This is a genomic window from Fodinisporobacter ferrooxydans (assembly GCF_022818495.1).
Taxonomy (GTDB): domain Bacteria; phylum Bacillota; class Bacilli; order Tumebacillales; family MYW30-H2; genus Fodinisporobacter; species Fodinisporobacter ferrooxydans.
On record NZ_CP089291.1, the window covers coordinates 3749896 to 3771354 of the forward strand.

19 protein-coding genes are annotated in these 21459 nt (G+C 45.9%); 1 reads left to right on the forward strand and 18 read right to left on the reverse strand.

Going from position 1 to position 21459, the window contains the following annotated elements; translation table 11 throughout:
- Window positions 1-11 precede the first annotated feature (11 nt).
- The 13 genes from gcvH to ypeB form a co-directional block, all read right to left on the reverse strand.
- Window positions 12-395: a glycine cleavage system protein GcvH gene (gene gcvH, locus LSG31_RS18010; RefSeq protein ID WP_347436429.1), complete on the reverse strand. Its 384-nt coding sequence runs from the start codon at window positions 393-395 to the stop codon at window positions 12-14.
- Window positions 396-530: 135 nt separating this feature from the next.
- Window positions 531-1574 carry an NAD(P)H-dependent glycerol-3-phosphate dehydrogenase gene (locus LSG31_RS18015; RefSeq protein ID WP_347436430.1) on the reverse strand — a complete coding sequence of 348 codons (1044 nt, stop codon included), beginning with the start codon at window positions 1572-1574 and terminating at the stop codon, window positions 531-533.
- Window positions 1575-1592: 18 nt separating this feature from the next.
- Window positions 1593-2195, reverse strand: a complete 603-nt coding sequence (gene plsY, locus LSG31_RS18020) for a glycerol-3-phosphate 1-O-acyltransferase PlsY (protein ID WP_347436431.1) — start codon at window positions 2193-2195, stop codon at window positions 1593-1595.
- 28 nt (window positions 2196-2223) lie between these two features.
- Window positions 2224-3555: a ribosome biogenesis GTPase Der gene (gene der / locus LSG31_RS18025; protein WP_347436432.1), complete on the reverse strand. Its 1332-nt coding sequence runs from the start codon at window positions 3553-3555 to the stop codon at window positions 2224-2226.
- A 157-nt stretch (window positions 3556-3712) separates the two neighbouring features.
- Window positions 3713-4729, reverse strand: a complete 1017-nt coding sequence (locus tag LSG31_RS18030) for a DUF3189 family protein (RefSeq protein ID WP_347436433.1) — start codon at window positions 4727-4729, stop codon at window positions 3713-3715.
- Complete coding sequence (locus tag LSG31_RS18035; RefSeq protein ID WP_347436434.1) at window positions 4707-5390, reverse strand: hypothetical protein; 684 nt, start codon at window positions 5388-5390, stop codon at window positions 4707-4709. Before LSG31_RS18035 ends, LSG31_RS18030 begins: the two co-directional genes overlap by 23 nt.
- A 105-nt stretch (window positions 5391-5495) precedes the next feature.
- A complete protein-coding gene (gene fni / locus LSG31_RS18040; RefSeq protein ID WP_347436435.1) occupies window positions 5496-6560 on the reverse strand; it encodes a type 2 isopentenyl-diphosphate Delta-isomerase in 1065 nt (354 codons plus the stop codon).
- Window positions 6561-6585: 25 nt separating this feature from the next.
- Window positions 6586-7734 carry a 30S ribosomal protein S1 gene (gene rpsA / locus LSG31_RS18045; protein WP_347436436.1) on the reverse strand — a complete coding sequence of 383 codons (1149 nt, stop codon included), beginning with the start codon at window positions 7732-7734 and terminating at the stop codon, window positions 6586-6588.
- A gap of 390 nt (window positions 7735-8124) precedes the next feature.
- Entirely contained in the window at window positions 8125-8727 is a 603-nt protein-coding gene (locus LSG31_RS18050) for a lysophospholipid acyltransferase family protein (protein ID WP_347436437.1), read from the reverse strand.
- Window positions 8728-8729: 2 nt separating this feature from the next.
- Complete coding sequence (gene cmk, locus LSG31_RS18055; RefSeq protein ID WP_347436438.1) at window positions 8730-9425, reverse strand: (d)CMP kinase; 696 nt, start codon at window positions 9423-9425, stop codon at window positions 8730-8732.
- Window positions 9426-9731: 306 nt separating this feature from the next.
- A complete protein-coding gene (locus LSG31_RS18060; RefSeq protein WP_347436439.1) occupies window positions 9732-10193 on the reverse strand; it encodes a hypothetical protein in 462 nt (153 codons plus the stop codon).
- Between the two features lie 53 nt (window positions 10194-10246).
- Window positions 10247-10924, reverse strand: a complete 678-nt coding sequence (locus LSG31_RS18065) for a flagellar brake protein (protein ID WP_347436440.1) — start codon at window positions 10922-10924, stop codon at window positions 10247-10249.
- A gap of 155 nt (window positions 10925-11079) precedes the next feature.
- On the reverse strand, window positions 11080-12432 hold the full coding sequence (gene ypeB / locus LSG31_RS18070) for a germination protein YpeB (RefSeq protein ID WP_347436441.1): 1353 nt from the start codon (window positions 12430-12432) through the stop codon (window positions 11080-11082).
- A gap of 689 nt (window positions 12433-13121) precedes the next feature.
- Here ypeB and LSG31_RS18075 point away from each other — a divergent pair.
- Window positions 13122-14117, forward strand: a complete 996-nt coding sequence (locus tag LSG31_RS18075) for an asparaginase (protein ID WP_347436442.1) — start codon at window positions 13122-13124, stop codon at window positions 14115-14117.
- A gap of 172 nt (window positions 14118-14289) precedes the next feature.
- Here the strand turns inward: LSG31_RS18075 and LSG31_RS18080 are convergent, their stop codons facing one another.
- From LSG31_RS18080 to ppc, 5 genes are all read right to left on the reverse strand, one after another.
- Complete coding sequence (locus LSG31_RS18080; protein ID WP_347436443.1) at window positions 14290-15573, reverse strand: Glu/Leu/Phe/Val family dehydrogenase; 1284 nt, start codon at window positions 15571-15573, stop codon at window positions 14290-14292.
- 167 nt (window positions 15574-15740) lie between these two features.
- A complete protein-coding gene (locus LSG31_RS18085) occupies window positions 15741-15962 on the reverse strand; it encodes a hypothetical protein (RefSeq protein WP_347436444.1) in 222 nt (73 codons plus the stop codon).
- 73 nt (window positions 15963-16035) lie between these two features.
- Window positions 16036-17169 (reverse strand): trans-sulfuration enzyme family protein, encoded by a 1134-nt coding sequence (locus LSG31_RS18090; RefSeq protein WP_347436445.1) that lies wholly within the window; start codon window positions 17167-17169, stop codon window positions 16036-16038.
- Between the two features lie 66 nt (window positions 17170-17235).
- Window positions 17236-18396 (reverse strand): M20/M25/M40 family metallo-hydrolase, encoded by a 1161-nt coding sequence (locus LSG31_RS18095; RefSeq protein ID WP_347436446.1) that lies wholly within the window; start codon window positions 18394-18396, stop codon window positions 17236-17238.
- Window positions 18397-18416: 20 nt separating this feature from the next.
- A complete protein-coding gene (gene ppc, locus LSG31_RS18100; RefSeq protein WP_347436447.1) occupies window positions 18417-21239 on the reverse strand; it encodes a phosphoenolpyruvate carboxylase in 2823 nt (940 codons plus the stop codon).
- Window positions 21240-21459 lie beyond the last annotated feature (220 nt).

Below are 21459 nucleotides of genomic sequence, written 5' to 3' on the forward strand. Positions count from 1 at the left end.
TTGCCGCTGCCTTATTGGGAAACTTGTTGTTCGTACTGGGCAGGCGTCAATAGTTTGTCGAGTTCGGACGGGTCTTGTAACTCTACGACTACCATCCAACCGTCTTCATACGGAGATTCATTTACTTTTTCCGGAGCATCCGACAATGCTTCATTGACTTGCAAGATCTTCCCGCTCACCGGTGCATACAGATCGGAAACCGTCTTGACCGATTCCACCGTTCCAAACGTTGCTCCTGCACGTAAAGAATCGCCCGCTTGCGGCAATTCCACAAACACGATATCTCCAAGTTCTGCCTGTGCAAAATCTGTAATTCCTATGTATGCTTGATTTCCTTCCACGCGCACCCACTCGTGCTCGGAACTGTATTTTACATTTGCTGGCACTTGACTCATCACATATCCTCCTTAATTTAACATTCGGCTATATCCATGTCTGAAAAACCCGTAACGCATGTTTTTGAAAAACGTGCGATTTTTCCGCTGATTCTTCGACATAGTAGTTATTTTATCATTTGCAAAAGAAACAAGCTACATTTTCCATTTGGGATGAAACCGGTTTTTTGCAATGTCCTCAAGCTCATGTCGCTTGCCTCGCATCATTAAATCATCAACCGCATCTTTGGGTGCTTTTCCTTCGAATAAAACCCTGTAGATCTCCGTGGTAATCGGCATTTCAACCTGATATTTTCGACTTAACAACATGGCCGCCTTTGTCGTGCGCACACCTTCCACTACCATTTTCATATTTGCCAATGTCTCATCTAACGTCTTTCCTTGCCCCAGCATATAGCCTGCCCGCCAATTGCGGCTGTGCTTGCTGGTACAGGTGGCAATCAAATCGCCAACGCCGGCAAGTCCGGAAAAGGTGGATTGGGAAGCGCCCATGGCTGCACCCAGGCGGGAGATCTCTACAAGTCCCCGAGTCATTAAAGCTGCTTTTGCATTATCCCCATATCCCAAACCGTCGGAAATTCCCCCGCCAAGTGCAATAATGTTTTTCAATGCGCCGCCAAGCTCTGTGCCGACAACATCCGGATTTGTGTACACGCGAAAATTTCCATTCATGAAATGATCCTGTACAAACTCCGCCGTATGTTTTGCGACGCTTGCCACAACCACCGTAGTAGGGTAGCGCTCACTCACTTCTTCCGCATGGCTTGGTCCGGACAAAACAGCCGCCTGTTCCGGAGAGATCTGGGGAATCTCCGACAGCAATACTTCAGACATCCGTTCCAGTGAATCCAAATCAAACCCTTTTGTCGCATGTGCCACTGTGACATCTTTGCCGATCAACGGTGCGATCATGCGAGCCGTACTGCGAAAGACATGGGAAGGAATCACCAGCAAAACCATCGAGACATTTTCTAATGCATCTTCCAGTCGATGTGATGCGCGAATCCCGTCCGGCAAACAAACACCAGGGAGATAATCTTCTAACGTATGTTTGGAATTGATTTCCTCTGCTATTTCCGGGCGCCTTGCCCAAATGGTGACGTCATATCCATTGTCAGCCAAGACAAGCGCCAACGCAGTTCCCCAACTGCCCGCACCGATCACCGAAACCTTGCTCATACTCCTGGCCGCCTTTCTTTAACGGTTTGCCTTTTTTCCCAATCGATTTTCTTGTCCTTTTGCTAACCGTTCGATATTTTTCCGATGCTTCCAATAGGAAACAAGCGCCAAAAATATCGTTGCAAATACAAGCATCATCGGTCGGTGAAACAATACGAGAAAAATCGGTACAAACGTGACAAAGGATAAAGAAGCCAATGAAACGTAACGGGTGACCAATAACAATGCGATGGCGATTACGCCGGCGCATAAAGCAGGAACTGCTGCCAGCGTAAGCAAAACGCCAATCGTAGTGGCAACGCCTTTCCCGCCGCGAAAGCCAAAATACACGGGCCAGTTATGCCCAAAAATCGTAAATAAACCGGCCAGAACCATCGCAACAAGGTTTCCGCCTGTCAATACATTCGCGATCCAAACCATAAAAACGCCCTTCAACGCATCAAACAAGAAAACAAAAATGCCTGCTTTTACACCGAGAACCCGCATCGTATTGGTAGCGCCGGCATTGCCGCTGCCATGTTGGCGGATATCGATGCCGGCCACCCATTTTCCCATGAGATAACTGGGAGATATGGATCCAATCAAATAGGAAACAAGAATAATTCCAATCGTCCATCCCATGTAAAATTCCCCTATTTCTTCATTCTCTTCAATTTTTCTCTTTTGATGATTTTTGGCGAATAAACATCCGCATGGGCGTCCCTTCAAAGCCAAACGCACTGCGAAGCTTATTTTCCAGATACCTTTCATAGGAAAAATGCATCAATTCCGGGTCATTGACAAATATCGCAAAAGCCGGCGGTTTGACGGCAACTTGTGTCGTATACAAGACACGCAACCTCCGTCCCTTGTCCGTAGGCGGCGGTGTCATCGCAACCGCATCTTCAATGACAGAATTCAGCACAGCCGTCTGTATGCGCAGCGCATGGTTTTCCGCATTTTGCTTGACGATCTCCAGAATGCGGTGCACCCGCTGCTTCGTTTTGGCAGAAACAAACAGGATGGGAGCCCAGGCCATAAACGGAAATTGCTTGCGGACTTCCTGTTCAAACTTATGTGCCGTTTTATCATCTTTCTCAACGATGTCCCACTTGTTCACGACGATCATCATGGCACGCCCGGCTTCCAATGCGTATCCGGCAATCTTTTTATCCTGCTCGATAATCCCTTGCTCGCCATCGATCACAAGAACCGCCACATCACATCGTTCGATGGCCCGCAATGCACGCAGCACCGAATATTTTTCCGTCGTTTCATATACTTTGCCGCGCTTGCGCATTCCGGCCGTATCGATCAGGACATAATCCTGGTCTTCCGTAGAGAACGGCGTATCAATGGCATCCCGCGTCGTCCCCGCTTCCGGACTCACCAAGACCCGGTCTGTGCCGAGAATCGCATTGACAAGGGACGATTTTCCGACATTCGGTCGTCCGATCAAGGCGACGCGAATCACATCTTCATCATACTCGGTTTCTTCAAAATCCTCGGGAATGTCAGCCATCACCTGATCCAGGAGATCTCCAATACCCGTGCCGTGCTCTGCGGAAATGGCAAAAGGCTCGCCAAGACCCAGTTCATAAAAGCTGTAAATGTTGTTGATTTGATCCGGGTTGTCCACTTTGTTGACAGCCAATGCTACCGGTTTGCGGGAACGAAATAAGATCTGCGCTACTTCTTGATCGGCCGGTGTTACTCCTTCCTTGCCGTCAGCGACAAAAATGATGGCATTCGCCTCTGCGATCGCCAATTCCGCCTGTTCCCGAATTCGAAACAAAATTTCATCTTCGCTTCCGACTTCAATCCCGCCCGTGTCGATGATGTGAAATTGGTGTGTCAACCACTCTGAACTGGCATATATGCGATCCCTTGTCACACCGGGCCTATCTTCGACAATTGCAATCCTGTTTCCTGCCAGACGATTGAACAAAGTCGATTTTCCGACATTCGGCCGACCAACGATCGCCACTACTGGCTTTGGCATAAAATCATCCTACCTTTCTGTGCAAGTGCTCCGTTTCAAACCTATCGAATATCCGTTTGCAATCCAATACGTATACCTGCATTCAAAAAACTCCTGTTGATATCGGACATATGTAAGTTTTGACACTCTGAAATTATGAATGTGTTCCGCACTTCCGTCAAGCTTTGTTCTTATTTCCTCCATAGCGATTGCTTACATCGTTCACAAATGTCACGAGCCGTTCATACTGTCTTTGGATCGCGAACGCACTTACAATCCTCCCGAGCGTTACAAACCCGTATCTGCGAGACAATGCTCCGCCAATTCTCGCAAGGGAGTTAATATGAACCAAAGCTTCTTGCATGACAAGTTGGCTCGTGTCGCACCCGATTCGCTCCAAAAACGAAGCCAGCAGACGTTTCACGGTATATGGATCCGCGCCTAAGCCAATGGTATAAATGGCATTGCCAAAGGTGTCATACCCTTTAAAATTTAATGTTCCAATCTGCCAGGTCTCTGAACGATCATAATCCGTCAAAGCGATAATTTCATTCACATGCGGCCTGCGTTCATTCGGCAGACGATTCAGATGAATGGCAGCAGACGTAATGGAAGAATGGGCGCTGCCATAACAATGGTAGACAATATGTCTGCCGTCCAACCGATGTAGATCGCTTGTTTGGTTCGACGTATTGCCAACCGGTTCTTCCTCTTCATGGTTTCTTGAAACTCTTGCCCGAAACATCGGCACGTTTTGCCATACGACACTGCATACTGCTGTCTGAATATGCGGAAACATGCGGGCAAACGTGGCATAAAGCTTTCTTGTCAATGCAATGCCGCTTTTATGGATGGGAATCGATGAACGTCGATAGGGTTTTGCCAAAGAAATGGATGGCGTCCGAATAAACGCGTATTGCGTTTGATCCAATCGATATAAATTCACAAAATTCCGAAGGCATTTAATGGCAATATGGGATTGCCGATGGCATCCCGCATATGCCACAAACGTTGGAGCATGAGAGATGTTCCCACATACATGTATCGTCCCGTCGCTCGGCCGGAATCGCCTGCTCAATTCCCGCAGTTGTTCAAAGCTTGGCATATTGTGAAAATCACAAGCGCCTGTCAGCATTTGCGCTGCAAGAAATGCACCAAATCCAAAATCATTGTCATAGAACACGACGGCATCCATCCGTATCCTCCTGTTCATGCAGGATGTGTCGCGTTTTTGCAATGGCAATCGGCTTTCTCTTGCGATAACGAAACCGCACTGCCATTGTGCTCAGCATATATAGAAACGCAAGGCTAAATGTAGCAAAAGCCACTATATCTTTCTCGGCAGAATTGCCAAACTCAAGATACTCAAATGGAACATTGCGTATCCAAATGTCATCCACGAGCTGAATCACTATACTCGCTGACCAGGCAGCAGCAAAACGCTCTTTCCACGAACCTGCCAAAATCAAGCTTGTCAACAGGATCAGACACGCACTCGACCATATCAATTTTGCAGTCAGCACTTCCGACCCATGTAAAATCCATCGATTAAAAATCAGGACGACAGCGAGAATGCAAACACTCCGTACGGGAATCAAAATCTTCTTGTACCATCGGTCAACAAGGACAACAACCCAGACAGTTAGAAGGAGCGGTAGAAAAAATCCGGAGAACGACATTTGTTCTTTTAACAATCCGGGAATCATGACCGGGTATCCCAATACATATACTGCGATGATCCACTTGATGCTTTGAGGTTTGATATGAAATTCTTCGCATACGTTTCTTCCCCAACCGCTTACCGCCAAAATCAATCCGGCAATTCCCAAGATCATGCCGATGGAACCGGGAATCATATTGCCTCCCCACTTTCTATACACAGTCAAGCATGCGTATCGATACACTCTTCTATAGGTTTGCCTGACTGTTCGGGGAATAAACAAAAAAGCATCCATTTCCTATCAGGAAATGAAATGCCTTCGATTTGCATAATATTGCCGATCGATGTTACGGACTTCACACCAATCAGCCGTTTCTCCGCGAATCCATACCGGAATAGCATTCAATTCTTGCAAGGTTCGACAACCTAACATCGTCATGATGACTCGAACCTCATGCAACCAATGCTGCAAACAATCGATCAGTCCTTGTAATCCGGACGATCGATACGTTCGCAAAATAAAACCTGCCAACCCAACCCCTTGCGCTCCAAGCGCCAAACATTTGATACAATCCAACGGGTTGCGAACACCTCCGGAAGCGAGGAACGTCAGTTGGTTTTGGAAACCTTCCGCTTCAAGCAAACTGACTACCGTTGTTTGACCCCACAAACGCAAGTCATCCATTGGCCATTCGCTTCGTCGCTGATTCTCAATGGCAATAAAGTTGGTGCCGCCTCGTCCGCTTACATCTACAATCCTGGCGCCAATCTCCGTCAATTGACGATACGTTTCCCGACACATGCCAAAGCCAACTTCTTTGATAATGACAGGTACCGGACAATGGCGAATGATTGTTTCTACACCTTTTAATATTCCTTTGAAATTCCGATCCCCTTCCGGCATTACCAGTTCCTGGGGGGCATTTGCATGCAGTTGAATATACTGTGCATCCAACATGTCAACGGCTCGCAATACATCGTCAATCGTTGCTGCAGCAGACAGGTTGGCAATCACAATACCTCCCGGATTTTCTTTCCTGACAACTGTATAAGATTCCCGCAGGGAATCATCCCGCAACGCTGCCCGCTGGCTGCCCACCGCCATTGCCAATCCCAGTTCCCGAGCCGCAATGGCCAAATCCCGATTGACCTGTGCGGAAGGTTCAGAACCTCCTGTCATCGCATTGATCCAGAATGGAGCAGAAAAAAACGTTCCGGCAACATTTGTCTGCAAAGATATTTCAGCAAACGATACTTCCGGAAATGTTCGATGTACAAACATCACATCGTCAAAACCTGATGCCATGGATTGGGGAAGCTCGGCAGCCAAACGCAAATGATCTATTTTTCTCGATTCAATCGACACGTATGTAACTCCTAAATCCTTACGCCTATTTATTTTGCTTAAAAAGATCACCAAAAAGATCGCCTAATGTAACGCCTGTACCGCTTGTGGACTGTTTTTCCACGTATTTTTCCACTTCTTTATCGTTTTTTGCGCTCTCGGCTTCCCGAATCGATAAAGAGATGCGCTTTTCTTGTGCATTTACATCAAGAACTTTGACTTTTACAGACTGACCGACTTCCAATACTTCAGCAGGATTGGCAATATGCCGGTTGGAAATTTGGGAAATGTGGACAAGTCCCTCAATCCCAGGTGCAACTTCTACAAATGCCCCGAAATTTGCCAAACGCTTGACAGTTCCATCGATAATCGCTCCCGGTTGGAAGGATGCATTCACCGACTCCCACGGCCCTTTTTGAGCTGCCCGAATCGATAAAGAAATACGGCCGGCAGCAGGATCGACTTTCAACACTTTTACTTGAACCGCATCTCCTTCCTTGACGACTTCAGACGGGTGTTTCACATGCTGATGAGACAATTCGGAGATATGCACAAGTCCGTCCACACCGCCAATATTTACAAACACCCCAAAGTCTGTCAGGCGCTGAACGGTTCCAGTCAGGATTTGTCCTGCCTGCAACGATGTGATTACATGCTGTTTTTCCCGTTCTTCCTGCTCTTCGACTACAGCTTTATGAGAAAGCACGACTTTCTTTTGCTCCGGATCAAATTCCGCGATCTTGACCGCAAGCGTCTGCCCTTTGTAACTCGAAAAATCTTCAACAAAATGCCGTTCCACCAAGGAAGCAGGGATAAACCCGCGGACGCCGATATCTGCCACCAAGCCGCCTTTCACGACATCCACAATGACCACATCAAAAATTTCGCCTGCCTGATACAGTTTTTCCAGTCGTCCCCATGCTTGCTCAGCGTCGACCGCACGTTTTGATACAATCAATGTTCCTGCTTCGTCATTGACAGATTTCACCTTTACTTCCACTTCATCACCTGCTTGCAGCACATCGGAAACTTTCTCAATCCGCAAGCTGGAAACTTCGGCAATGGGAAGTACTCCCTCATATTTATAGCCTACATCAACAAATGCCTGTCCGTCCTCTATTTTCGTAATGCGACCTTTTACTACGTCTCCAGGCTGAATCGTATGCACTTCATGCAAGTTTGTCATCTCATCCATAGGAAAAGACCTCCTTATAACATTATTTTTTTGCATGGTACAGAAGGAATCCTGTTTATGGAAAGTGCTTCTGTCAGCACCAGCAATCCGTTTACGAATCCCTTAACACCGAACGAATCTTCTTCATGATCAGCAGAAAAGCACAAAACAAAATGAGCAAACACCCATAAAAAACTGTGTTGGAAAAATGGAAATACTGATTCAATGATGAAACAATTGCCATCAATAGTAACAATAGTATGAATCGGATTGTGATATTCAATACGGTTTTTTTGGCATAGTCTGGATTTTGCGTCTTTTGCATGCAATGAACATATAATACTCGGCCGTATAATGCAATTCCCAAACAGCCAAACAAGAGAAAAGCGAGTGTCTCGACAATGGAATGCACTACGATACGCTCCGTTCTTGTCGAATCAATCGGCCGATGTGATCCATGATGATTTGTGTTACTTCTTCCATCTGCTTGCTTGTTATTTTTTGTTGCCTGTATGATTCCAGCTCAATCGGTTGTCCAAACCGTATTTTTATCGTTCCAAACAACCGCTTGTACGAGCCCACAATTGCCACTGGAATGACTGCCGCATCCGACTTTAATGCAAACATCGCCGCACCCGGTTTCCCCGGCCCAAGTTCACCCGTTTTGCTGCGGGTCCCTTCCGGAAAAATGCCGATCACCTGGTTTTCTTTTAAAAGCTCCAATGTTTTGCGAATCGCCGCCCGGTCTCCTGATCCCCTTTGAACCGGATATGTCCCGAATTGACGCAGTAAAAATCCGACAACCGGAATCTTGAATAATTCTTCTTTCGCCATATAGCGAATCTTACGCGGACAAGAAACGCCAAGAAGAGGAGGATCCCAATTGGATGTATGATTGCAGCATAGAATGACAGGCCCATCTTTTGGGACATGATATGCATCAATAATTTCTACGCGATAATAAAATTTATAATGCATTTTAAATAAAAAATGAAACAAGCCATACCATGACATACTTATGCCTGTCCCCCTTTGGAAACAGTTGCGGTTGCATCGTAATAGATTGTCAGAATCTGCTTCACCACTTCCTCAATCGTCTTGTTTGTGGTATCGACCACTTGCGCATCACTTGCCTGCCGTAACGGTGCAATTTCCCGCTCCATATCCATTTGGTCTCGTTTCACTAATTCCTGTCGCACCTCGTCAATCGTGATCGCATACCCTTTGTTTTGCAATTCCGCCACCCTGCGTTCGGCACGTTCCTCGATCGAAGCAGTCAAAAAAATCTTTACTTTGGCATCCGGCAAGACATTTGATCCAATATCCCGTCCATCCATGACAACCGCCTGTTGTTTGGCGTATTGCCGCTGCAACGCAACGAGCCGGTCTCTCACTTGCCTGAATCGGGAAACATGTGACACAAGTCGGGTAACTTCCGGTGAACGTATGTCTTGCGTAACATCCTGTCCATCGACAAGCACACGCAAACGTCCGTTCTCATCGGAGAGTCTGATATCCAAGTCTTGAACAATCTCGCCGATTGTTGAATTGTCTTCCAAAGATACCCCTGCCTGCAACAGCTTCCAAGTCACCGCACGATACATGGCGCCTGTATCGATATACATCAAATGCAGGCATTCAGCCACTTGTTTGGCAACCGTGCTCTTCCCGGCTCCTGCAGGTCCGTCAATCGCAATGGAGATATATTGCATGCTACTGTTCCTACTCTCTTTAAGAGGATGTTCAAAATGCAGTCAAAACTCCACCTTCACCACTTTTTATACGAAAATAACATTTTCATATCATATGGTAGCCATAAGGCCATGTTGGTTTTGAACACGCACTTTTATTATGTTGAAAAATGATGGTGAAATCCCCGGTGAATCATCTCTAAAAAAAAAGCAGGCACAGCCCGCTTTTTCTCAATCCTTATAAAAAATCCAAAACCCGACAGGTGTGACAGTAACTCAATAGTACCATATGGTAAAGTTGGGGTGCAAGCTGTCGGGACTTTGATCCTACTTGCCTTGCGGTTGAACAAATTCGACTTTTTGAAAGGTAAACGGATGGTTGTCATCCACCGCAATCGTATATCCGGGAGCCGGATAAAACAATTGCGGATCGTCATGATCCACCATCACATGAATCGATTTGGCAGCACCATTCGTTTGAATGGAAACTACATCCCCTTCATGCAACTGCACTGTCATGGAAGATGTAGAGAACGCGCCTTTCGTCACACCATTCACCGACAGCAACACACGTTGGTTTTGCAAATCCGCATCTGCAAGTTCAAAATTGACATCTGCCGCCAACGATGCTTGTCCTTGCACAGAGGATTGTGCAGTTGATGCAGGCATCATGCTGAATTTATACCCAAAGCCTAACATCAATTGGCTTGCCAGTGTAAGTACAATACCCAAAACCAATAGTCGTTTCGGCCATTTTTGTCTGCCATCAAGAAAACGCATGAAAAACATGGTTGTCCCTCCATTCCCAATACCATCCTATGTACGGGAATGTAAAAACATACCTACAGTTGGTCCAGTTTTTTGCTGATTTCAATCTGTCTCTGAAATGTAAACCGGACGATTCGCTGCCGATTTTGATCGGAAATATCGAAAAAGCGAACAGATATTACTTTTTTTACATTTTTTTCTGATAAATCCAACACTCGCAAAACGATTCCTTTGCCGAGGACTTCAGTCATGGAACCGTCAATCGGGATGGTAAATCGAAACCCGATCACATCTTCCGCATGCACAGAAATGGAAGATTCCACGGTAAACGCCAAACCTCCGCCGCTAATATCTTTGCTCATTCCCTTGCAAGTAACCGGGCGTTTCGTATAAGAATCAAGAAATGCCAGTTCAACGGGGATATTAATCGGAACACGCAAATATTCCCGGCGTTGGATTCGCGTAATTGCGGACATTTTCGGTTTATAAATTTCCAGTACGGGAATTTCCTTGACCACCCGCTTCACAACATTTGAGAAAAACCGGCACTCTGCTCCATCCAAAGCACGATAGACTACCTCAAAATCAATCCCTACATCAAAAGTAACAGGCACCGTCGAATTTAATCGCAACGGTGTTTCTATGGAAAGGGTAGATTGCCCATGATCTACAACTCTGCATTGGTAGCGTCCCGCTAAAGGTCCGCTTCGCACATCTAAAAAAACCGTTTGCCCGACCCGCGGCAAAGCCATTGTCTAGCCCCCTAAACGAAAATCTGCATGCCCATCAATAGGTAAAATTATACCCGATTTGGCAACCTTTTGCATCTTTTTCACCAGATCTGCCAAACAAGACTCCCACTTGTCGAAACATTGCAAAAATGTTCGAATTTATCTGTCTTGGACGGTTAAGCTGTACTTGTTTGATTTGTAAGTTTTTCTACACCGATTTCCTCTCCCGTATTCGCATTGACGTATACTTTATACGTATCCCGATCCATTGTGCCCAAAAATTCATAGGCAAGCACCTCTTTTCCTTTCTCATCCGGTACGACAACAAGATTGCTTTGTTGGATCTGCAGATGTCCATTGACTTTTGCCCGGGCGTTTGCCTCTGTCAATTTGGGCTGTAGAGAAAGCCCCGGTGTTTGATGAAACAAATAATCTTTTGCTTGAAAACCGATAATGTCTCCGTTGTCGAGAGCAACTTTTACCGCCATTTTTTCTGAATAATGAACAATTCCTTGCGGCGCATAGCAGAATTGATAGACGCCAATATTGTCGTATTGCTCAATCGATACGGGCTGCATATCTGAATATTGATGGTCCTTTAACCATTTCGCGGCAAGTTCTTCACCGCGGTTCAAATCGATGGTCGGTTTACCTGAGCTTCTGTCATGTAAAAACCAGGTGACATGCGCACCCTTTTGTGCCAGCTCAAGATAGGAATTGACGCCATCTGCCGTCGTCGCAGTTACACTGTACGCCGGATATGGCATTCCCGGCCCATTTTTTACAACTGTCAAGTTTTCCAAATCGGTACGACCCAAAAATTTTGCAGCTTGTTGTTTCGCCTGTTCCGCATTTACCATACTGCCCGTCAAATGACTGGTATCCGGCTTTTCCGATCGAACGGTTTGCTGATTTTCCGTCGGTCCCCAATGAATTTCCGGGAATTGCGACACCTTTTTTTCCAACTGTTGAAAACCGTCGATAATCACATTATCTTGTTTTTGACCTTGCGCGGCCAGTGCTTGCTCCGCATCTGTCCAACGCGCCCCATCGTTTAACACAGCCGTTTGGACATGTTTCACATTTGCTTCCATGGCTTTCGATTCCTGATAAAATTGTTTTAATTGCCTCCATTGCTGCTCTGTTACCTGTGCAGCATCCAGTGGTTTGGCTGCTGCTGCTTGATACGCAAATGTCCCCAGGTCATGCAAGAACGCTTGCGTTTTATGAAACGGCATTAACGTCAGCGGCAATTCTCCGACATCATTTTGCGCCATATAGGTCATTCTCCATATGCTGTTCATCGATTTTTTAAACTGATTTTCCGAGCCTACCGCCAAGGATTTGCCCAATTCATTTTGCAGTTGATCCATTTGGTACGCAAGATCATGAAACGCCTGTTGGTAATGATTTTCACTCTGAATCAAAAGTGCTGACTTTTGCCTCGATTGCTGAAATCCCCAAATGCCTGTAATCATAAGTCCAATTGCCAAAACAGGAAGGAGCCAATTTGCCATTCGTCTGTACATTACACGACCTCCTAAATCACTTACATGGAAAAGGCAGAAACATTTGTTTCCGATCTTTTTCAAATTATTTTTAGTTTGGCAAGCCTCCCTCCTGAATATGCGGACAAAAAATAAAAAAACCACCTGATCCAATGCAGGCGGCTGGTAGTTGTGCGTTATTAGTGGATCTGCTCGATGTCAAACAAATCCTCATTATCGCAAAGACAACGTTTAAATCCGGTTTCTATATGTCCCGAACGGCTTTTTGATCCACGTAAAATATAACTTTCTCCACAATTGCGGCACCGTATGAAAACTTTTACCCGATCTTGGCCCGACATTTCATAGGAATGATTTTGTTCCTCTATCACATGTATATTCACAATTCCAATTCCCCTTTCAAACATCTCAGAAGTAGTATCGACGATTGCAGTAAAAAATAGACACATTCCGGGCAAAATCTATATTCCCTTACCGATGCGAACTTGGCACTTGTTAGCACTTGAATCGAGACGTATTCCTTGAGGCTTTTACGATCAACCTCCAACATTTATCCCAACAGTAAAATAAAAGGATGAATCGGATGAAATCGTAACATTGACAGATCGTCCTGTCATCCTTAATAATACGAAATGTCTATAAATCCATCGCCCATACTATCGACCTGTAAAATTTATACTTTCCGATCGTACAATAAAGGAGATGCCTGTGTGAAACATGTTCTGATTCTTACCACTGGCGGAACAATCGCAATGGTTGAGTCAAAAGAAAAAGGCATTTTGCCAAAGGCGGATGCCAGCACTTTGATTCAATCGATTCCGCAAATTTCCGAATATGCAAATATATCTACAATCGAATTCACAAATTTGCCCAGTCCTCATATAACACCAAAGCACATGTTGGAGTTGTCGCAAAAAATCAGGCAATACATCGATTCAGGTTCCTACCATGGCATTGTGGTAACGCATGGTACAGACACGCTTGAAGAAACTGCTTATTTTTTGGATCTTACGATTGCATCCGATCTGCCAATCGTAGTTACAGGAGCCATGCGTTCGAGCAATGAATTAGGCGCAGATGGACCGATCAATGTAGTAAATGCGGTTCGCGTCGCTGCACATCCCAAAGCAAAAGGGTTTGGTACGCTTGTTGTATTTAACGACGAAATTCATGCAGCACGGGATGTGACAAAAACACATACCAGCAATGTATCCACGTTTCAGTCCCCTGGAATTGGTCCAGTGGGTGCAATCGATAAAAAACATGTACACATGATTCATGGGATATTGGATAGAAAAACAGTTCCTGTAGAAACCATCCGGGAGCATGTGGGGCTCGTTAAATTTGCTGCAGGGATCGGCGGTGAATTGATCGATTGCCTGCGGGAAAAAAAGGTCTCCGGCATTGTAATCGAAGCGTTGGGACAAGGAAATGTACCGCCGCAAAGCGTACCTGCGATCAAACGATGTATCGAAGAACACATCCCGATCGTCATGGTATCCCGCTGTTATAACGGCGTAGTATCCGATTTTTATGCATATGAGGGCGCCGGTCGACAACTGAAAGAAATGGGGGTCATTTTCAGCAACGGGTTAAATGGACAAAAAGCCAGGATCAAATTGATGATCGGACTTGAAATCTGTCAATCGGAACAAGAATTGCGCGCTTTCTTTGAAGATGAATCGGATATCGGGGATCAAGGATAGTACATAACGACAAAGATGTTTTACAAACGTTTGTTCCTGGCCGAATAAAAAGTGGCGAGCATCCGCTTGCCACTTTTTATATCGGATATGGAATAATGGTGGAAAATAAAAAAGTCCTCGCATTGGCCAACTTTCGGTCTTTTCAGCTCTTTCGGTCGGATAGGTGAAAGGATTATACCCAGCCCCGCAGTTCAACAGCTTCCGCCATCCGGCGAATCCCGACCATATATGCAGCCAAACGCATATCGACACGGCGTGTTCGAGCCGTTTCATAAACCGTATGGAAGGAACGGATCAACAGTTCTTCCAGGCGGTCTTCCACTTCTTCTTCTGTCCAATAAAACCCTTGATTGTTTTGCACCCATTCAAAATAACTCACAATCACGCCGCCGGAGTTTGCCAATACGTCTGGCACGAGCAAAATGCCGCGATCTGTCAAAATCTTCGTAGCTTCCAATGTCGTTGGACCGTTAGCTGCTTCGACGACAATTTTCGCTTTAATATCATGTGCATTTTTAATGGTGATTTGGTTTTCAATCGCTGCCGGCACCAAAATATCGCAATCACGAACCAATACATCCTGATTGCTGATCGTATTTTTGAACAGCTTTGTAACGGTGCCGAAGGAATCCCGCCGCTCCAGCAGATAATCGATATCCAAGCCTTCTTCTGAATAAAGCGCACCATATGCGTCAGAGATACCGACAATTTTGGCGCCGACATCATGCATGAATTTTGCCAAATAACTTCCGGCATTGCCAAATCCCTGAACGATCACCCGTGCTCCCTGCAATTCAATTCCTTTTACTTTGGCAGCCTCGGCAATCGCAATGGCCACACCGCGGGCCGTAGATGTGTTGCGACCTAAAGAACCGCCGAGGGCCAGCGGCTTTCCTGTAATAAAACCTGGAGAATCAAACTCCCGAATGCGGCTGTACTCATCCATCATCCATGCCATCGTTTGCGAATTGGTAAATACGTCCGGTGCCGGTATGTCTTTTGTCGGTCCTACGATTTGGCTGATGGCGCGAACATAGCCGCGGCTCAAACGCTCCAATTCGCGGAAAGACATTTCCCGCGGATCACAAACGATCCCGCCCTTGCCGCCTCCGTATGGCAAATTGGCAATCCCGCACTTGACACTCATCCAGATGCTTAATGCCTTTACTTCATCTTCCGTAACATCCGGATGAAAACGGATGCCGCCTTTTGTCGGTCCAACAGCATCGTTGTGTTGTGCACGGTACCCGGTAAATACTTTTACCGTTCCATCATCCATCCGCACGGGAATTCGAACGGTCAGCACACGCAACGGGTCTTTCACCAGTTCGTACATCTCTTGTCCATATCCAAGTTTGATCAATGCATCCTTGATTACAAGCTGAGTACTCGTTAATACGTTTAAATTCTCTTGCTCTTCCTTATTCGGATCCGCAGTATTTTGTTCTGCACTCATCGATTCAACCACCTTTAAGCAATTCAAAAGAGTCGCAAGCAAAAATCAAAACTCTTCTTTCAAGGCAAGTATATCGAAATTGTACAAGCTCGAAAAGTTGCTTGTTTTCCATTTTTAAGTATTAAACCGGATTTATCCCCATTTTTTTCACGTCAAGTTCCAAATCCTTATTTTTTGCTGAAATTTGCGTCGATATCATCCGGTTGATCAACGCGCGTAAACTGGCTTGCTTGTTGTTCGCGTGTTGTTCCTTTATTTTCAGAATTGTCATCATTCAAAAACTGTCCCGGCATCTTTCCCTCGAACGGTACATCGTCAGGGCTGTCAATTTTCACAAGTGATGGAACATCATGGCGTTGCGGACCTTGTAAATGATGTTTGCGACCCAAGGCAATTCCCCTCCTACGATTTGTCCGTAGAAGTATTGCCTTGACGATAAATTTTATGCGAAATCCGTTGATCTTAACGCAGCGCTTGTTCGAGATCGGCGAGCAGATCTTCCGAATGTTCCAGTCCCACAGAAAAGCGCAAAAGTGTATCTGTTACACCGATGGCATTTCTGACGTCTTCAGGAATGTCGGCATGCGTCTGCCGTGCCGGAAATGTGATCATGGATTCAGGACCGCCAAGACTTTCAGCAAATGCGATCAATTGAATTCGTTCGAGAATTTGCGGGACGAATTCCGGTTTTTTGACATAAAAGGAAATCATGCCGCCAAATCCCGTACTTTGCTGTGCTTGCACCAAATGTCCAGGATGATCCGCGAGGCCCGGATAAAGCACTTTTTCGATTTTTGGATGGTTTTGCAAAAATTCCGCGAGAATACGGGCATTTGCATCATGTCGCTGCATCCGTAATGCCAATGTTTTCATTCCCCGCATGACCAGCCAGCAATCCTGCGGTCCCAATACCGCACCGATGGAATTTTGCAGAAAAAACAATCGTTCTGCCAAGTCTTCGGACTTTGCAACAACCAATCCGGCCAATACGTCATTATGACCGCCCAAATACTTTGTTGCACTATGAAAGACAATATCCGCTCCCAATTCCAGCGGTCTTTGGAAGTAGGGGCTTAAAAACGTGTTGTCCACAATTGTCAAAATGTCGTGCTCTTGCGCGATTTTTACAACTCCGCGAAGATCGGTAATTTTCATCAACGGATTTGTCGGCGTTTCGATAAAAACCGCCTTTGTATTTTCAGAAATGGCATCCCGCACAGCGGACAAATCCCCTGTATCTACATATGTGCCTGAAATTCCATACTGGCGGAACATTTGCTCCATCACGCGATAGGTGCCGCCATATAAATCATCCGATAACACGAGATGATCTCCCGGTTGAAATAACGTTAAAATTCCTACAACCGCCGCCATCCCGGAGGCATACGCAAATCCCCGCACCCCGCCTTCCAAATCGGCAATGGCGTCTTCGAGGATTTGGCGAGTCGGATTCTTTGTCCTTGTATAATCAAATCCCGTACTTTCACCCAAGCGCGGATGACGATATGTCGTCGAATGGTGAATGGGCGGATTAAATGCTCCTGTTGCCGGATCTTTCCGATTTCCAATTTGCGCAAGTTTTGTTTCTAGATTCATATCGCCGTTCTCCCTTTCCATCTGCTCTCTCTCTACTTTTACCATACGTTTATCTGCAAAATAGGTTTACTTGTTTAAAAAATAATCCACAATCACATCCAAAAGCAAGCGAATGGGCAGCAAATACGCCGTTTCCAGATCGACAACGCGAAAATCCCTGGTGTGTGTCATTCCTTGGGTTCCGCCAATCAGCGGTTGGCAAACTGCCAGGCGATTGCTTAAAAAACCCAGATCCGTGTATCCATCCATGTGCTGTTGCCGCGATTTTATTTTAAACCCGACAGCCTCCGCATGCCGCATCACCATGCGCTCCAATTCCCGGTTTTGCTTCAGCGGAGCATACGCATCACAGAGATCGAGAACGGTCAACAAGTGATTTCCAAAATGTTCGGCAAGCAATTGTGGGATGTATTCTGCCACTTCCATGACGCAAGGGAAATCGGACGGGTGATTTCCTAACACAAAAAGAACCATGACTCCGGAAGACAAACCTGACAAATCAAAGCGGACATTACACTCCCGCATCCCTTTCCCATGTGCATGCTGAAAAGTCCGAGCCTCTTTTTCAATAATCCGAATGATCTGCTGGGAGAGCCGGAATATGCCCCCCCCTGCCGTATCTGCGATGTGCAGTGTAATCACTGCACATCCGTTTGTCTGGTATCCCATCACCATTGTCCGACTTGGCAGATTATCTGCCAAATGACAACAAATGAGAGTTTGCAGCGGTTGAAAGACTTGCGCTTCATCCAGGCACTTTTTTCCTGAACGTGAAGAAACCAGCCCTTCCATCATTGAAAGTTCTCGTTGCAAGGAAAATCCTAACTCCTCAGCCGGTGCTGCAATCATGCGGATGCCAAAGTGAAAAGATTCCGGTTGTACCGTTGCCAGCACCCGCATAACTCCCAAAAGATGAGTCAGTTGGGCATGATGTCCGCATGCATGCAAAACACTCCCTGCAACTTCCATTGCATCCATGTCTGCGATCAATCCGAAACGGGGTTCTTGCATCCCCACATCGGCATACACCGCTGTCTTTGCCACCCGTCGCGGATTGAGTCCGGCATCGCAAAATGCCTGAAAGATATAATCAGACGTATGTGTTTCATCAAATGCCAATTCCGGATGCGTTTGTAAATATTCGGCATCTTGCAATATTTGCGGCGATTGTTTTTGCAATTCTTTGAAAAGCAAACGGGACAGAAAGCGCTGCTGTGCTTCCCGCATTCCTCCGTACACCCTTTCTGTCAACCCGTATTTCGGAGTCCGGCGGCAATTCCGTTAATTGTCAGCATGACCTCGTAAATAATTTCTGCATCATCCGCATCTTGTTCGGTCAGTCCTTGCGGCTCACGCAGATCTTTTAACAATTGTACTTGCAAATAACTCAAAGGATCCACGTACGGGTTGCGCAAACGGATCGATTCCTGAATGACAGGACTCGAATCGAGAATATGTTTTTGTTCTGTAATTGATAAAATAATGTCACGTGTATGCACATACTCATCTGTAATCCGTGTAAAAATTCGTTGCCGATCTGTTTCATCCGGCAGAAGTTCCGAATATTCTCTTGCAATCATCATATCTGCCTTCGCCAATGCCATTTGCAAGTTTTCGATCAATGCACGGAAAAAATACCAGGAACGATACATATTCCGCAAAATTTGGATATTATCAGGATTTTCATCGACAAAAGCAGATAATGCCGTCCCGGTCGCATACCACGCAGGGAGCAGATGCCTGTTTTGCGTCCAGGAAAATACCCACGGAATGGCCCGCAAATCCCGTATATCATTGGAATTCTTGCGTTTTGCCGGACGGGAACCGATTTTCAGTTCGGCAATCTCGTTGATCGGTGTGCTAGTCTGGAAATACTTGATAAACGCTTCCTCTCCATACACCAACCCTTGATAAAAATGAAAGGCATGTTCGGAAATCTGCTCCATCACCCGTTCCCATTGATCTTGTTGGGCGTGGCGCTCGTATCGTTTGAGTCCGGAATTCGCAACTGCCCAGATGGATGACTCGAGACTTCGATAAGCGATCCCCGGCATGGAATATCGGGAAGAAATCACTTCTCCTTGTTCTGTTATTTTCACACGGCCATGTAAGGCTTCCGGCGGTTGCGCCAGAATGGAACGGGTCAGCGGTCCGCCGCCGCGGCCAAGAGCGCCGCCGCGGCCATGAAAGAATGTAATTTTCACTCCGTAGCGTTTCGCCATGCGATGAATGGAGATTTGCGCCTTATACAACTCCCAGTTCGCCGTCAGGTATCCGCCGTCCTTGTTGCTGTCAGAATATCCAAGCATGATCTCCTGATGATAGCCGCGAGCTGCTAATTGGGCCTTGTATACCGAATGTTGAAAAAGGGATTCCATGACATCGGCTGCCCCGCGCAAATCTTCAATCGTCTCAAACAGCGGCACGACATTCAATGTGCTTGCTGCTGTGCCGTCTTGCTTCCACTGGAACAATCCCGCTTCTTTTGCCAATACCAATACTTCCAGCAGGTCACTGGCGCCTTGCGTCATACTGATCAAATAGTTTTCAATGCAATGCTCGCCAAATTGTTGCTGGCACGCTCGCACAGTTTTCACAAGCCCCAGTGACTGCACGGTTTGTGAAGAATACTCTGCGCCCGGAAGCGTCACCAAGCGCCGATCTTGCAGAACTTGCGTCAGCCAATTGATTTTTTGTTCTTCGCTGTATGTGGTATAGTATGGATTTCCCAATTGGTTGGCCAAATCGGCAATGGCACTTTCATGAGCGCCGCTATGTTGACGAATATCCAGCGAAGCGACATGAAAACCAAACAGTTTTACTTTCCAGATAAAAGGTTTTAGAACGGTTTCTGCAATTTGTTCCCCTTTATTCAAGCGAAGGCTTCTGTCAATCAATGTCAATTCATGCAACAATTCGGACGGTGAACGGTATACAATTGATTCCATCGCTCTTTCACCTGCAGATTGCAACAAATGATCCAATGTATATTTCAGCTTGAAATCAATTTGGTGCAGCTTTCTGCGATATGGTTCAAAAAACGTTTGAGCATCTTCTTCCACTTGATTTAATAAACGATCATCAACTTCAATCGATTTTAATAGTTCTTCACTGACAGCCGCTTGCCGGGTCGAGACACTCAGCACTTTGTTGATCTTTTCGATTTCCCGACGGTATTGTTGCAAAGCTGTCTGACAGTGCATGCGCATTGCCTCGTACGTAATTTCATTTGTCACATACGGGTTTCCATCCCGATCTCCACCGATCCATGAACCGAATGTTACAATCGGCTGCAATTTCCAACCGATATCCGGATAGGATTGTTTCAACAGAGATTCCAGCTCCATATGGATGGTCGGCAGTACATCAAACAATGTCTCGTCAAAATAGTACAGTCCGTTTTGCACTTCATCCATGACCGTCAAACGCCGGGACCGTATTTCATCCGTCTGCCAAAGTGCAACGATATCTGCCAGCAAGCGCTGTTTTAACCGTTCTTTCTCCTTTGGTGTAAGCCTTTGGTCAAACTGCGAGGCAGAGAGGGCAATCGAATGATGTTTATCAAGTACACTCCTGCGCATGGCTTCTGTCGGATGTGCGGTCAGAACCAAATTGATCCGCATGTCCGCAAACATTTGCACGACTTCTTCCTCTGTCACGCCTGCTGTTTTCAAATCTGCGATGGTCTGCTCGAGAGAATCCCGCTGTGGCTTGTCATTTGTCAGCTCATACTCGCGTTTTCTGCGTACGCGATGATTTTGTTCGGCAATATTTACAAGCTGAAAATAAATGGCAAATGCCCGAATGACATGTCGCCTTTTATCCATTGGAATTGCTGCAATTTTTTGTTGGAATTCCTGTCTGACTGCCGGAGAAAAATCAGAACGCATCCGTTTTGCGAGTTGGCGGATTTCTTCTACCAAGTCCAGCAATTCCTTTCCTTCCTGCTGCTGCATGACATCTCCCAACAGATGCCCCAAAATTCGGACATCCCGCCTAAGCGGAGTCGAAGGTGCCGAAAATTCACTGTCTTCCGAAATGCGCGCGTAATCTGTAATAAAATCTTCCATAATCCTTCACCTAATTTTCTGGTCAGTTTTATTCACAATAATAAAACTTGTTCGGAAAATCGTCAAACGTTATGTTTACGTCAACGTTTTTCACATTCAAGAGAATTGTAATTTTTTCCATACCATTTTTTATTTTTCTTGCGATTGGGCACCCTCTTCTTCCTGCTCGCATACCTTATCGAAGATGTATCAAGAACACATATCCACGATTCATCCATGT